We start from the raw sequence: 14,532 nt of genomic DNA on the forward strand, positions 1-14,532 counted from the left end.
GGAATGTGAGTACTGGAAGAAGATTATTTGCCTATGCATTAAAGTTTAAAAAGACGATCATATTGGCTTTGTTAATGTTAACAGTGGCAGTAGTAGCTGAATTGTCAGGTCCTTTAATTGCAAAGCAAATGATTGATAAACACATTTTAGGAATTGAATATAAGTGGTATGAAACTTCTTTACAAGATGAATACTCAGTTCAGTATGAAGGTCATTGGTACAAACGTAGTGATCATTTTGAAGCAAACGAAGAGAGAGGTACAGAAATTCGAGTGCTTCAAGTGGATAGAGATTATTATTTTATATCAGAATCCCTTTTGTATGATGGCATCAGGAGCATGGATAACAATACACTAACTATTACTAAGGGGGAAGAAACAGCATCTTATCCTGCTGTAAAGTTGACAGCAGCTCAGTTGTTTGAGTTTTATAAACCAGAAACAAAAAGCTTAATTCAATTGAGTGGAATATATATGGTATTAATCTTAATTTCAGCTATATTCCATTATGGTCAGACTTTTTTCCTGCAAAAATCAGCGAATCAGATCATTCAGAAAATGAGGTCAGATGTATTTGAGCATATTCAAAAGCTGCCAGTTCAGTATTTTGATCATCGACCCGCAGGGAAAATAGTATCAAGAGTAACGAATGATACTGAATCTATTAAAGAGCTGTTTGTAAATGTGTTAGCCAACTTTTTTACAAGTGCCGTATATATGGTGGCAATCTTTGGTTTTGTCTTTATTATAGATTATAAACTTGCACTTGTTACTTTAATTATCATTCCTATCTTAATCATATGGATTGTTGTGTATCGAAAATTTGCATCTAGGTATAATCACGTCATTAAATCTAGATTAAGTGAAATCAATGGAATAATTAATGAATCGATTCAAGGGATGACAATTATAAGAGCTTTTCGTCGTCAAAAGAAAACAACAGAGGAATTTGAATTTTTAAATGAGGAGTATTTTAAACATCAAAACAAATTGCTGAATTTAAACTCTCTCACATCTCATAACTTAGTTAACCTGCTAAGAAATGGATCATTTGTAGCTATCATATGGTATTTTGGGGGTGCCTCATTAGGTGTTGGTACAGTAATTTCAGTAGGAGCATTGTATGCTTTTGTTGATTATTTAAACCGTTTGTTCCAACCTATTACTGGGGTGGTAAACCAATTGGGTCATATGGAGGAAGCGATTGTATCAAGTCAACGAGTTTTTCAATTGTTAGATGAAAAAGGAGAGTCTTTCTCTGATGGTCAGATGGAGAGATATCGTGGTCATGTTGCTTTTGATAAAGTGTCGTTTGCTTATAAAGAAGAAGAGTATGTCTTGAACAACATTTCATTTGAAGCAAAACCTGGGGAGACCATTGCACTAGTTGGACACACAGGTTCTGGTAAAAGTTCGATCATGAATTTGTTATTGCGATATTACGACATACAAAAAGGGAAGATCAAAATAGATGGTCAGGACATTTCAGAATATCCAAAACAGCTGATCAGACAGCATATGGCCATTGTGTTGCAGGAGCCGTTTTTATTTACAGGAACGATTGCTTCTAATGTAAGTTTAAATGATCCATCGATTGATCGAGCAAAAGTGGAGAAGGCATTAAAAGATGTTGGAGCAGATCAATTAATTCAAAATTTATCAAAGGGTTATGATGAGCCTGTTATTGAAAAGGGAAGTACCTTATCTGCTGGTCAGCGTCAGCTCATTTCATTTGCTAGAGCTCTTGCTTTCAATCCTGCGATTTTGATATTGGATGAAGCAACAGCAAATATAGATACAGAAACCGAATCCATTATTCAAAATGCTTTAGATATATTAAAAAAAGGAAGAACAACTTTTATCATTGCACATCGACTTTCAACGATTAGAAATGCAGATCAGATTATTGTATTGGATCGTGGAACCATTTTAGAAAAAGGGAATCATGAAGAGTTAATGAATAGAAAAGGAAGTTATTACCAAATGTATCAAATGCAGCAAATGAAAAAGAAGATCGCTGCAGTATCATAACAAATTTAAAAATGATAAAAATAGGGAGAGATTAAATTGAGTACATTATTTATTTTTATTATCGGTATGTTGAGTGGTGCGGGTTTAACCGCAGGAAAAAATAGTAGTGGTGAATTGAATAGAATGGTCTATATAAGGGATGGCTATAACTCCTTTCCTTTTGGAGATGATAACCTAATTCGGAAACATGATTATTAGTTGTGAATTTATATATAGTCCATCGATTAAAATTTAAAAAATAGATATATCCAGTTTCTTTCGCAAATATATATGGTAATGAAAGTAAATTCATTAAAAGGATGATTGGGAGGAAAGTACCTATGAAAACTTTAAATGTAATTGCTCTGTTATTAGTCATTATTGGTGGTTTGAATTGGTTGTTGGTTGGTATATTTGAATGGGATCTAGTTGCTGAGGTATTTGGAGGTACGGATTCAGTTTTATCTAAGATAATATATATTGTGATTGGGTTATCTGCTATTTACTCTTTATCTTTCTTCAACAAAATTACACAAGATTAAACAGAAAACTCAAAGTTAAAACCTGCTTCTTAGCAGGTTTTTCTTTTTTTTACGCGGTAACAGAATTTTTATTCATAAAATAACATTAATTGGGAAAGTTAAGGTTGAACAAAAATTTAAGAGAAATGATAGGAGGTACTTTCTCATGAAAACACTAAACGTAATCGCATTGCTTTTAGTTATTATAGGTGGTTTGAACTGGCTGTTATTTGGGCTCTTTCAGTGGGATTTAGTTGGTGGGCTATTTGGAGGTATGGATTCTGGACTCTCTCGTACAATTTATGTCATTGTAGGAATTGCTGCCGTATATTCGTTCAGCTTCTTTAATAATGTAACCTATGCGAGAGATTAGTGTATAATATACGGATTGATTTTTTAGAGGACGTTCGATATGAATCGGGCGTCCTCCTTCTATTTATGACAATATTACATTGAATGTTCGAAGTGATTCTTCACATTTGTTTAGCTAATTCATTTGATTTATGCGGTTCGGATGTAGGTAAGTGTTTGAACGAAAGTTCTATACTGATCATTGCACCAATGAAAATGATGGTTGCTGATATAAAATAAGTGGCAATGAGTGATGTGAAAGTGACTAATGGACCTGCTGCAGCGGAGCCTATTAATATACCTCCAATAAACAATGGTGTTAAGATCCCATTAGTTCTTCCTACAAACTTTTCATCTATTATTTTTATAATGACCATCCCCAGCATCGTTTGCCACATGGCCAATATTAATCCTGTTATGAAATTCATGGTCGCAGTTAACACGAACCAAACGGATAAAACTTCAACAATAAGTGATATGGATAAAAAACATAAACCTCCCACGACAACAACTTTTGTATTTAATTTGTTGCTTAAGATAGATGCCAAAATACTTCCAACAAACATCCCTATTCCAGCTAACATGTAAAGCCATTGAATGTTCTCTTTTTCTATACCTAATCGATCAATGACAATAAAGATATCAAGGGGTTGAACGATTCCTGCTCCTAACCCTATGAAAACAAATGCGAAGGCAATAATGCTCAAATTTTTAGAGTTCTTAACGTATCGAACACCTTCTTTCATCTCTTCAATAAATCTTGAAGTGGAATTCTCCTCTTTCTTTTGAACTTTTGGAAGGAGGAATAGTATTGCCGAGGAAATGAAAAATGCAATTGCAATACAAATTAATGAAGCTGTAATCCCTAACCAGCTGTAGATTAAGGTTCCGATAATGGGACCTACAATCAAGAATAGAGCTTGCAAGCTTTGAATGATCCCAATTGCTGGAGCCACCATTTCTTCAGGTATGTGTTTTTTAAACATGATAGAAGATGAGGGTTGAGATATTTGACTAACAATGCTGGAGACAAGTGTTGCTAGGAAAATAGCCTGCCAATTACCGTTGGTAACTAGTAAAATAATAATGAATATGGAAAGAGCACTGGCAAAATCTCCTAAAATCATTGTTTTTTTAGGATTCCATCTGTCTGCTAGTGCTCCTCCAATGAAAGAAAAAAGAAAGATAGGAGCATATTCAATCACGGTTAACAATGATACATAAATTGGATCATTGTTTGTTAACTCCATTACAAAAAATAACAATGCAATATTTCGTATCCAAATGGCACCTTGTTGAATTAAATCAGTTAAAAGAATGATTTGAAAAACTCTATTTTTTAATAACTGCATAGGTATGTGTACCTCCTAAAAAAGATTTATTATACCAATAATTTAGTTATATATATAATTAAGAAAGCTTAATTATATATCAAAAAAAATGGTTTTGATTATCTTAACAAGTGTTATCTTCTTGAATACTTTTGTTGTATAAAAAGTTTAATAATATTTATATTTAATCTAGCTTAATTATATGACAAAAAAATTTGATGTTACGTTTCTTCTTTTTTTTGAATTTCAATTGCGACCTTATAAAGCTTTTCCTGCAAATCCACTAAATTTTCCAAATCCTTTTCATCTAGTTTTGAATAATATTTTTGGATGAGATGCAATTCAAATTTAGTCATCAATTGATTGAGTTCAATTCCTTTTTCATCAAGTTTTACAATGATTTCTCTTCGATTATTTAAATTAATCTCTCTTTTTAAATATCCTTTTTTTTCTAATTTGCTGACTAGTTGCGTGGATGCACTAGGTGTGATAGAGAAATGATGGGCAATTTCACTATTTGTAAAAGACCTATCCTTTAATAATTCTAATAACATATTTTGCTTTGCAGTAAGATTTAGTGCCTCTTTATCAGCTAATTTATGATATTCTTCTAAAAAAATTGCATTAAGAGCATCCGAAGAGTGTTTTAATTTTTTGTAATAAAAAGCAGTTATGTCATCCACAAAAATCACCTTTACAGTTTGATTATATTCATTATAAATGAATGCTAATAGTTAAGCAACCTAAAATGTTAATTTGATTCAAACAATGTGCGTCTTTTTTAATACAATGATAAAGGAAGGGGTTTGGTTATTCATGATGTAAAAGGTATAATTATTTTAGAACATAAAACAAACTAATGTTTTGGCAGGCTTCGATACGATTTTTTGTTATGATTTTGATGTCAAGGAGTTCACACAATGAATTGGGATGAGATGAAAATAAAACTAGAGCAAATTCTAAATGTTCAAATTCAGTTGGAAATTTTACATAATATAGATTGGTTTATGGATAGGAATGTAGTAGTTAAAAACAATCGAATTTATTATTTCTTATACTTCGAAGATCATTCTTATTTTACTTATGCCATAGAGGAAGCAACCCTAACCAACACTGAGAAAAGCTTGATTGGAATGACCATAGATGCAAATCGTGCTAGTCATAGTCAGCTAGCTCCAGAATATAAGCAGCAAACAGCGCTTTCTCTTCGAGATTGGATTATGCAGCAGCTTCAACTTGATTTAGATCATGAACATATGCCTTTACCACTGTTAAATATTCCCCAGCTTTCGAATCATAATATTCCGATCCTAATACAAACTGACATTGCTGATAAAAATATAGGTGGCGATGACGAACTTTTGAAGCTATTAGAATCCTTTTACGACACAAAGGTCATATTTGTTCCCTTATCCGAAAAAGAATATTTATTGTTGTGTTCAGTTGAATTATTAGAAGAAGAAATAGAGGGTCAAGGTAAAGATCTAGAGTTGGAAATAGAGGAATTGTTAGTAGCATTTAGCTCAAGTCTACATGAAATGCTTATAAGTGAATGGGTTGGTAAGTGTCATGTTTCAGTGCATTATCCAATAGTGCCTAGCGAATCAGTGTTATTTACAATAAAACAGTTACGAGAAATTATGGAATTAGGGCGAAATTATTATATCAATGAATATGTCTATACTCCATGGAATTTATACTTGGAGGCACTCTTGGATGTCTTGCCTGATGATTCAAAAAAACATTTTATCCAGCGTGTATTTAAACAAGTAGACTTTGTATTCGATCCTGAGATGAAAACAACTTTAGAACAATTTTTCAACACGGGCTGCAATATAAGTGAAACGGCAAAGAAACTTTATATTCATCGCAATACTTTAAATTATCGTTTAGATAAGTTTAAACAAGAAACTGGACTTGATGTTAGAGTATTTAACCAGGCGATTTTAGTCAAGGTATCTTTGTTGTTGTATAAAGTTACAAATGAAACTTAACTATTTTGTACAACTTGCACATAGGTTTTTTTCCCAGTCTAGGCTAAAATAACAGTACACAAATAATATCTAGGAGGAACATATAATGGCAGGTTTAAGTTTAAAAAGCATTTATAAAATATACCCAGGTTCAGAAAAACCATCTGTAGCTGACTTTAACTTAGAAATTGAAGATAAAGAATTTTTGGTGCTTGTAGGACCGTCTGGTTGTGGAAAATCTACTACGCTTCGTATGATTGCTGGATTAGAAGAAATCTCTAAAGGTGAACTTTACATTGGAGACCGTCTGGTGAATGACGTTGCGCCAAAAGACCGTGATATTGCAATGGTATTCCAATCTTATGCATTGTATCCACATATGACAGTTTATCAAAATATGGCCTTTGGATTAAAATTACGTAAAATGAAGAAAACAGAAATTGATGAAAGAGTTCGTGAAGCGGCAAAAATCTTGGATATTGAACATTTACTAGAGCGTAAACCAAAAGCATTATCAGGTGGTCAGCGTCAGCGTGTTGCTTTAGGTCGTGCAATTGTTCGTGAACCGCAAGTATTCCTTATGGATGAGCCATTATCCAACCTAGATGCAAAACTTCGTGTACAAATGCGTACAGAAATCGGTAAATTGCATAAACGTTTAGAAACAACGTTTATTTATGTAACTCATGACCAAACGGAAGCAATGACAATGGGTACTCGCATTGTTATTATGAAGGATGGAATTGTGCAACAAGTAGACTCTCCTACACAAGTTTATCATCATCCTGTTAATATGTTCGTAGCTGGATTTATTGGTTCTCCATCAATGAACTTCATTGATGGGAAATTAGAAGAGAAGGGTAAAGATGTACATTTCACTGCTGAAGGAGTAGATATTGTGATTCCTGAAGGAAAAGCAAAAACACTTCGTGAAAAAGGATATTTAATGAAAAATGTTTTACTAGGTGTGCGTCCAGAAGATATCCACCAAGAGCCGGTTTTCTTAGAAGCATCTCCTAATAGTATAGTGAATTCTCATATTGATGTAGCTGAGAACTTAGGACATGAAATGAACCTATACCTTTCAGGGGTTGGCAGCAAAATCCTTGTAGCACGAGTTGACGGGCGTGCAAATATTAAAGAAGGTTCAAATATTCAATTAGCATTTGATATGAATAAAATTCATATTTTTGATAAAGAAACTGAATTAAATGTTTTTGAAGACTAATTTTAAATTTTAATCATAAAAAGGTCAGCTTATGCTGGCCTTTTATCTTGTTTTTTTATATCATTTCCATTACGATAAAATGGAAGAACGTCTTCGACAACATATTCGAAAAGTCATTGATGGGGGATAGAAGGAGAACATACATATGCCCAAAAAAGTGAAAGTAAAAGAGCTGGTAAAGAAACTAGATTTAGAAGTAGTATGTGGAGAAGAAGGATTAGATCGATACATATCGGTTGCAGACATTTCGCGACCAGGTTTGGTGATGGCTGGATTTTATGCTTATTATCCAAAGGAACGTGTTCAGATTTTAGGGATGACAGAGTTAACTTATTTTGAAACCCTAAGTGATGAAGAAAGATTTCAACGGATGCATGAAATTTGTCACGATGAGACGCCATGTATTTTTATAACTCGCAAATTGGAAGCGCCTAAAGAATTGGTGGATATCGCAGAAGAGAAAAGAATTCCAGTTATTCGGAGTGACTACTCAACAACAATTTTGATTAGCAGGATTACAGGTTTTTTAGAAAATAAGCTTGCGCCAACGACTACCATCCACGGTGTATTGGTTGATGTCAACGGGGTAGGGATGCTCATTACAGGGCATAGCGGAATTGGTAAAAGTGAAACAGCATTAGAGTTAGTTAAACGTGGGCATCGATTAATTGCCGATGATGCAGTAGAAATTAGACAAACTGCAGATCATGATTTATACGGAAGTGCACCTGATTTGATTAAACACTTATTAGAAATTCGCGGAGTGGGCATCATTAATGTGATGACGTTGTTTGGTGCTGGTGCGATACGAAATATTAAAAAAATTACCCTTGTTGTAAAATTAGAAACTTGGGATCAGGAAAAGCAATATGATCGTTTAGGTTTAGATGAAGAAACAACACAAATTATTGATACGAAAGTTCCTTTAGTTACTATTCCAGTCAGACCTGGACGGAATCTTGCGGTTATTCTTGAAGTGGCAGCGATGAACTATCGTTTAAAGCGTATGGGATATAATGCGGCATTGCAATTTACAAATAAGCTAACAGAAACAATAGCAGATGAAGATGATATCGATTAGAGATGTCACATCTTCTCGGTACTGAAAACTGAACTATTTGAACTTGAATGAACTGAACAGGAGGAAATTGAATGAGTTATGTTATTGATCCCATCGCGTTTTCCATCGGACCATTGGATGTGAATTGGTATGGGATGATATTGGGAAGTGCGGCTATAGCTGGATTGTTGCTAGCCATTTTGGAAGGAAAAAGATTCAATTTGTCTTCGGACTTCTTTTTAGACTTATTGTTAATTGGTGTTCCATCTGCAATTATCGGTGCAAGACTATACTATGTATTGTTTAAATGGGATAGTTATAAAGATAATTTGTTGGAAATTATTATGATTCAAAATGGTGGACTAGCTATACATGGTGCTCTAATAGGTGCTGTAATTGGAGCCGCTGTATATTTTAGAGTGAAAAGAGTAAGCTTTTGGCGAATTGCAGATATTTGTGCTCCTTCTTTGATTTTAGGACAAATGATTGGTCGTTGGGGCAATTTTATGAATCAAGAAGCACATGGTGGTCCAGTTGAGGAAGCTTTTTTAAGAGAAACACTCAATCTACCTAATTTTATTGTCAATCAAATGAATATCAATGGTGTATTTTATCATCCAACTTTTTTATATGAATCGATTTGGAATTTAGCTGGTTTGTTATTACTATTCGTATTACGCAGAAGAACTTTTGTGAAATCTGGTGAAGTCTTTTTCACTTATATTATGTGGTACTCGTTAGGACGCTTCTTTATTGAAGGATTGCGTACAGACAGTTTAGCTTTTACAGGTCCACAGTTTTTGGCTGATTTCATGGAAATATTATGGGCTCCGATGTTACTGGTTTTTGGTGATGCTGGAAATATGGCATATGGAAACATTAGAATTGCACAATTTATAAGCTTATTGTTGATTGTGTTTGCCATCATTATGATCTTCATAAGAAGAATTAAAAATCCAGATCTACCTAAGTATTCAGATCCAATTGAACGGTACTAGCGTTTTTGAACAGGCAATATCATAGATAGTGAGGAATCTAGTTTGAGAAATACAGAACGTTATCCTATACAAGGAAATAATTCACTATGGCAAATATATAAAACAGTAAGCAAATGGAAGGGACTTAAAAATTTTATCTTTATTCAAATTACACGTTATTCTCCTTCCTTGCGTCTTAAAAACTGGATATACCGAAATATATTAGGAATGAAAGTCGGAGAACAGACTGCTTTTGCATTGATGGTTATGGTAGATGTGTTTTTTCCAGAAAAAATACATGTAGGCAAAAACTCTATCATCGGATATAATACGACCATTTTGGCCCATGAATATCTTACCCATGAGTATCGTTTAGGGGAGGTTCATATCGGTTCAAATGTGCTGATTGGTGCAAACAGCACCATTTTGCCTGGAGTTACGATTGGCGATCATGCTGTAGTTGCTGCAGGTTCAATTGTACATAAAGATGTAGAAGCAGGTAGTTTTGTAGGGGGAAACCCTATTCAAGTTATAAACAAAACACCGCAAAATAGTGAGGGTAAATCCCTTTAGTTGTTTTGAGGTCTATAGATATTTTAACAAATGAAGGAAAAGGGCAGTAACCGTTGACGTTATTGCTCTTTTTATGTTAAAATTGATTATTCTTTAACTTGGTAGTACACTAAAGCATTTTTTTGGTTAAAGAAAGTATTTAATGAGGTGAAGTCGGTGTCAAAACCAAAAGTATTTGAAAAACCATCAGGTGTAAGAGATTATTTACCTTATGCTGTGTATGGATTGAGAACAATAGAGAAAAATGTCATACAATGCATGGAAAATTGGGGGTATCAAGAGATTATTACGCCCACACTAGAGTATTACGATACAGTAGGTATGGCAAGTTTAACATCAGATCACAAGCTTTTTAAGCTGCTAGATAAAAGAGGTACAACCCTCGTGTTAAGAACAGATAATACTGCACCTATAGCTAGAGTTGTGTCTTCATTATTAAAAGATGAACCCTTGCCAATGCGGTTGTCATATCATTCCAATGTTTTTAGAGCCATGAAGGACGAAGCGGGAAGAGATGCTGAGTTCGTACAAACAGGTGCGGAATTGATTGGTGATGGTTCACCAGATGCAGATGCTGAAATCATAGCACTTGCTATTTCATCAATCAAAGCTGCTGGGATCGAAAATTTCAAAATTGCTTTAGGTCATATGGGGTTTCTACAAGGTTTATTTAAGGGGACTTCAGTAGCTGAGCAAGAAGAGCAAAGGATGCTTAAAGAGCATTTATTAAATAAAAATTATGTGGGTTATAAACAGGCGATTAAACAGCTGTCGATTACTAAGGATGCAAAACAGGAATTAGAGGGTATATTAAAACTTAGAGGCGGCAAAGAAATATGTGAGCAAGCAAAATCTTATGTTAATGATCCAGCAACTCAACAATCCATAAATCATTTATGTGAGGTTTGGGAAGTGTTGGAGGCTTATGGAGTTTCTGAACATGTAGTCATTGATTTAACAATGCTAGGAGACTTTTCTTACTATACAGGTATGACATTCGAAGGTTATGCAGGTGATCTAGGTTTTCCAGTATGTAGTGGGGGAAGATATGACAACTTACTAACACAATTTGGAAGACCTGCGCCTGCAACGGGATTCGCCTTAAAAACAAATCGTATTTTAGAAGTTGTGAGTCAAAATTCAAATATTGAATTGTCTCGAACATTAATTTTATATGATGAACATAATCGAATAAATGCATTAAAACATGCCCAAATGTTAAGAAACGACGGTCAAATTGTTGAGACTAGAAAAGTAAATTCAACTTTTGAAACAACAGCACAATTATTAGAAAGCTACACAGATATTATTAATATGACTAAAAGGGGGTAGGTACAGGTGGAGATACTAAAAGTAGCTATGCCGAAAGGAAGAATATTCAAGCAAGCATCAAACCTTTTTCGTGCTGCTGATATACCGATTCCTGATGATTTTGATGATTCTAGAAAATTAATCATTCCGATTCCAGAGGCGAATATGGAGTTTATTATGGCAAAACCAGTGGATGTTCCGACCTATGTTGAATATGGAGTAGCGGATGTTGGGATTGTGGGTAAAGACGTATTAATGGAAGAAAACCGTGACGTTTATGAGTTGATAGATTTAGGCATTGCAAGATGTAGAATGTCTGTTATTGGACTTCCAGATTGGAAAGAAGTCATGAACCCAAAGGTTGCGACAAAATATCCAAACTTAGCTAGTCAATATTTTAGAGAACGAGGACATCAAGTAGAAGTAATCAAGTTAAACGGTTCTATAGAACTTGCCCCTTTAATTGGATTGTCCGATCGTATTGTAGATATGGTTGAAACTGGTCGAACCCTGCGAGAAAATGGCTTGATAGAATTGGAAGAGATGTTCTCCGTTACAAGTCGATTAATTGCAAATCGAGTAAGTTATCGGATGAAAAATGATTCGGTTCAACAACTTTGTGATCAGCTTCAATCTGTAATAGAAATGAAAGTATAGACCTGTGAACGGAAAAAATGAGGTGTTATGATGAGAATTTTACCTGCAAAAGAGTTTGCTATAAAAAGAGAAGTAGAATATGGGACAGTTGAGCAAAATCAAGCTGTTAAAAATATCATCCAGACAGTGATGAAAGATAAAGATGTGGCATTAATCAAATATACAGAGCAATTTGACGGTGTGAGATGCTCGGACTTGAAAGTAACGGCTCAAGAATTGGATGATGCACATGAACAAGTTGATGCAGAATTTCTTACCGCTTTAAGAAAAGCTTCATACAACATTCGAAATTTTCATGAGAAACAGAAACGAAACTCTTGGATGGATTTACAAGAGGATGGCAGTTTGTTGGGGCAGGTTGTACGACCCTTAAAAAGAGTGGGTATTTATGTGCCAGGGGGAACGGCTGCGTATCCTTCATCCGTATTGATGAATGCAATTCCTGCACAGGTTGCAGGGGTTTCCGAAATTGTTATGGTAACCCCTCCTTCTACAAATGGTCAAGAAGGGATTAATCCATATATTTTAGCGGCAGCAAAGGAACTTGGGATTCATGAAGTGTACAGAGTAGGTGGGGCGCAATCCATTGCTGCACTGGCATACGGAACTGAATCTATTCGCCCTGTAGATAAAATATGTGGACCAGGCAATATCTATGTGGCTTTAGCAAAACGTGAAGTTTATGGAGTTGTAGATATTGATAGTATTGCCGGACCTACAGATATTACCATCATGGCTGATGAAGCAGCAGATGCTGGTTATGTTGCAGCGGATCTTTTATCTCAAGCAGAACATGACGAAATGTCGTCCGCTATCTTAGTTACAGATTCTGAAAACTTAGCATTACAAGTTCAGAATGAAGTGGAGAAGCAATTAAAAGTTTTGCCGAGAAAAGATATTGCTAGTAAATCTATCAGTCAAAATAGTGCCATTTTAACGGTGGATCACATAAAAGAAGGAATTGAGGTCGTAAATCAATTGGCTCCAGAACATTTAGAAGTCATGATAGAAGAACCAATGAGCATTCTTGGACAGATTGAAAATGCAGGAGCTATCTTTTTAGGCCGATATAGTGCAGAACCAGTTGGTGATTATTTTGCGGGACCCAATCATATTTTACCTACCAACGGAACAGCTCGTTTTTCTTCTCCTTTAAATGTGGATGACTTTATCAAAAAATCAAGCGTCATTTATTACAGTAAAGATGCTATTTTGCAAAATGGAGAATATATCATGGAGCTTGCAAGACAAGAAGGTTTTGAAGGGCATGCTAGATCTATTCAAATTCGTTTAGAAAAGGAAGGAAGACATGATGGATAACATTCGAATTTCAGATATCAAAAGAAAAACAAATGAAACGGATATTTCTCTCCAGTTTGCCATTGACGGTACAGGGAATACGGAAATTGAAACAGACGTACCATTTTTAAATCATATGCTGGACTTATTTACGAAACATGGGCAATTTGATTTAAAAGTACAAGCAAATGGGGATATAGAAATTGACGACCATCATACGGTAGAAGATATCGGGATATGTTTAGGGCAAACGTTATACAATGCTCTAGGTGACAAGAAGGGGATAAAACGTTATGCCAGTGTATTTGTTCCGATGGATGAAGCGTTGGCGCAAGTTGTGATAGATGTGAGTAATCGTCCGCATTTTGAATATCGCGCCGAATACCCTTCAAACTTAGTGGGTAGCTTCAATACTGAGCTTGTGCATGAGTTCTTGTGGAAATTTGCACTTGAGGCTAGATTGACTTTACATGTGATTGTGCATTATGGACAGAATACACATCACATGATTGAGGCTGTATTTAAAGCTTTAGGACGTGCTTTAGATGAGGCAACAGCAATTGATCCACGAGTTCAGGGAGTTCCTTCAACGAAAGGAGTGCTTTAGCCATTGATTGCTATCATTGATTATGGGATAGGCAATTTGCATAGCGTAAGCAAAGCCATTGAACGATTGGGATATGAAACATGTGTTACTTCTAGCGAAAAAGAAATACTAGCTGCTGATGGTGCCATTTTACCTGGGGTTGGAGCGTTTGGAGATGCAATGAAGCATTTAAGAGAAACAGGTCTCCAAGAGGTTGTATATAAGTTTGTAGACACTGGCAAACCACTACTAGGAATTTGTTTAGGTATGCAGCTCCTTTTTTCAAGCAGTGAAGAGTACGGTGAACATAAAGGATTAGACTTGCTTCCAGGACATGTGGTTCGTTTTCAAGGAGATTATAAGATTCCGCATATGGGTTGGAATCGTTTGGATGTTAAGCAGCCTACTCATTTGTTGTTTGAGGGGATAGAGTCAGGTTATGTTTATTTTGTGCATTCGTTTCATGTTAAGCTTGATGATCCTGCTAATTTACTGGCTACAACTGATTATTATCAAGAAGTGACAGCTGTTGTAGGGAAAGATAATGTATTTGGAATGCAGTTCCATCCTGAAAAAAGCAGTGATGTAGGAATAAGCTTACTAAGTAATTTTTTGAAGACAACAGTTGTATCTGTCAGTTTGTCTAAAGATTAAAG

The 14,532-nt window shown here is 35.0% G+C and carries 16 protein-coding genes; 14 read left to right on the forward strand and 2 right to left on the reverse strand.

The features are described from left to right. Window positions 1-5: 5 nt before the first annotated feature. From Q5Y73_RS17015 to Q5Y73_RS17030, 4 genes are all read left to right on the forward strand, one after another. A complete protein-coding gene (locus Q5Y73_RS17015) occupies window positions 6-2,030 on the forward strand; it encodes an ABC transporter ATP-binding protein (protein WP_305993115.1) in 2,025 nt (674 codons plus the stop codon). Between the two features lie 36 nt (window positions 2,031-2,066). Continuing rightward, window positions 2,067-2,228, forward strand: a complete 162-nt coding sequence (locus tag Q5Y73_RS17020; protein WP_305993116.1) for a hypothetical protein — start codon at window positions 2,067-2,069, stop codon at window positions 2,226-2,228. Between the two features lie 122 nt (window positions 2,229-2,350). Further along, entirely contained in the window at window positions 2,351-2,551 is a 201-nt protein-coding gene (locus tag Q5Y73_RS17025) for a DUF378 domain-containing protein (RefSeq protein WP_305993117.1), read from the forward strand. Window positions 2,552-2,696: 145 nt separating this feature from the next. Next, on the forward strand, window positions 2,697-2,903 hold the full coding sequence (locus tag Q5Y73_RS17030; RefSeq protein WP_305993118.1) for a DUF378 domain-containing protein: 207 nt from the start codon (window positions 2,697-2,699) through the stop codon (window positions 2,901-2,903). A 100-nt stretch (window positions 2,904-3,003) separates the two neighbouring features. On the opposite strand, the gene Q5Y73_RS17035 is transcribed toward Q5Y73_RS17030, so the two are convergent. Both Q5Y73_RS17035 and Q5Y73_RS17040 read right to left on the reverse strand, forming a co-directional pair. After that, window positions 3,004-4,233 carry an MFS transporter gene (locus Q5Y73_RS17035; RefSeq protein ID WP_305993119.1) on the reverse strand — a complete coding sequence of 410 codons (1,230 nt, stop codon included), beginning with the start codon at window positions 4,231-4,233 and terminating at the stop codon, window positions 3,004-3,006. A gap of 200 nt (window positions 4,234-4,433) precedes the next feature. Next, window positions 4,434-4,895 carry a MarR family winged helix-turn-helix transcriptional regulator gene (locus Q5Y73_RS17040; protein WP_305993120.1) on the reverse strand — a complete coding sequence of 154 codons (462 nt, stop codon included), beginning with the start codon at window positions 4,893-4,895 and terminating at the stop codon, window positions 4,434-4,436. Window positions 4,896-5,132: 237 nt separating this feature from the next. Between Q5Y73_RS17040 and Q5Y73_RS17045 the strand changes: the two genes are divergently transcribed. From Q5Y73_RS17045 to hisH, 10 genes are all read left to right on the forward strand, one after another. Next, window positions 5,133-6,206 (forward strand): PucR family transcriptional regulator, encoded by a 1,074-nt coding sequence (locus Q5Y73_RS17045; RefSeq protein ID WP_305993121.1) that lies wholly within the window; start codon window positions 5,133-5,135, stop codon window positions 6,204-6,206. 85 nt (window positions 6,207-6,291) lie between these two features. After that, window positions 6,292-7,413, forward strand: a complete 1,122-nt coding sequence (locus tag Q5Y73_RS17050) for an ABC transporter ATP-binding protein (RefSeq protein WP_305993122.1) — start codon at window positions 6,292-6,294, stop codon at window positions 7,411-7,413. Between the two features lie 145 nt (window positions 7,414-7,558). Beyond that, window positions 7,559-8,494 carry an HPr(Ser) kinase/phosphatase gene (gene hprK / locus Q5Y73_RS17055; RefSeq protein ID WP_305993123.1) on the forward strand — a complete coding sequence of 312 codons (936 nt, stop codon included), beginning with the start codon at window positions 7,559-7,561 and terminating at the stop codon, window positions 8,492-8,494. A 71-nt stretch (window positions 8,495-8,565) separates the two neighbouring features. Then, the gene (gene lgt, locus Q5Y73_RS17060) at window positions 8,566-9,471 is read left to right on the forward strand and encodes a prolipoprotein diacylglyceryl transferase (RefSeq protein ID WP_305993124.1); all 906 of its coding nucleotides are present in this window, start codon (window positions 8,566-8,568) and stop codon (window positions 9,469-9,471) included. 42 nt (window positions 9,472-9,513) lie between these two features. Further along, window positions 9,514-10,023: an acyltransferase gene (locus Q5Y73_RS17065; protein WP_305993125.1), complete on the forward strand. Its 510-nt coding sequence runs from the start codon at window positions 9,514-9,516 to the stop codon at window positions 10,021-10,023. 156 nt (window positions 10,024-10,179) lie between these two features. Continuing rightward, entirely contained in the window at window positions 10,180-11,355 is a 1,176-nt protein-coding gene (locus tag Q5Y73_RS17070) for an ATP phosphoribosyltransferase regulatory subunit (RefSeq protein WP_305993126.1), read from the forward strand. 27 nt (window positions 11,356-11,382) lie between these two features. Next, a complete protein-coding gene (gene hisG, locus Q5Y73_RS17075; protein ID WP_305993243.1) occupies window positions 11,383-11,991 on the forward strand; it encodes an ATP phosphoribosyltransferase in 609 nt (202 codons plus the stop codon). A 30-nt stretch (window positions 11,992-12,021) separates the two neighbouring features. Next, window positions 12,022-13,311: a histidinol dehydrogenase gene (gene hisD / locus Q5Y73_RS17080; RefSeq protein WP_305993127.1), complete on the forward strand. Its 1,290-nt coding sequence runs from the start codon at window positions 12,022-12,024 to the stop codon at window positions 13,309-13,311. After that, window positions 13,304-13,897 (forward strand): imidazoleglycerol-phosphate dehydratase HisB, encoded by a 594-nt coding sequence (gene hisB, locus Q5Y73_RS17085; RefSeq protein WP_371320228.1) that lies wholly within the window; start codon window positions 13,304-13,306, stop codon window positions 13,895-13,897. Before hisD ends, hisB begins: the two co-directional genes overlap by 8 nt. Before the next feature lie 3 nt (window positions 13,898-13,900). Then, a complete protein-coding gene (hisH, locus tag Q5Y73_RS17090) occupies window positions 13,901-14,530 on the forward strand; it encodes an imidazole glycerol phosphate synthase subunit HisH (RefSeq protein ID WP_305993129.1) in 630 nt (209 codons plus the stop codon). Window positions 14,531-14,532: the final 2 nt, after the last annotated feature.

It is taken from the genome of Chengkuizengella axinellae, assembly GCF_030730905.1.
Lineage (GTDB): Bacteria > Bacillota > Bacilli > Paenibacillales > KCTC-33759 > Chengkuizengella > Chengkuizengella axinellae.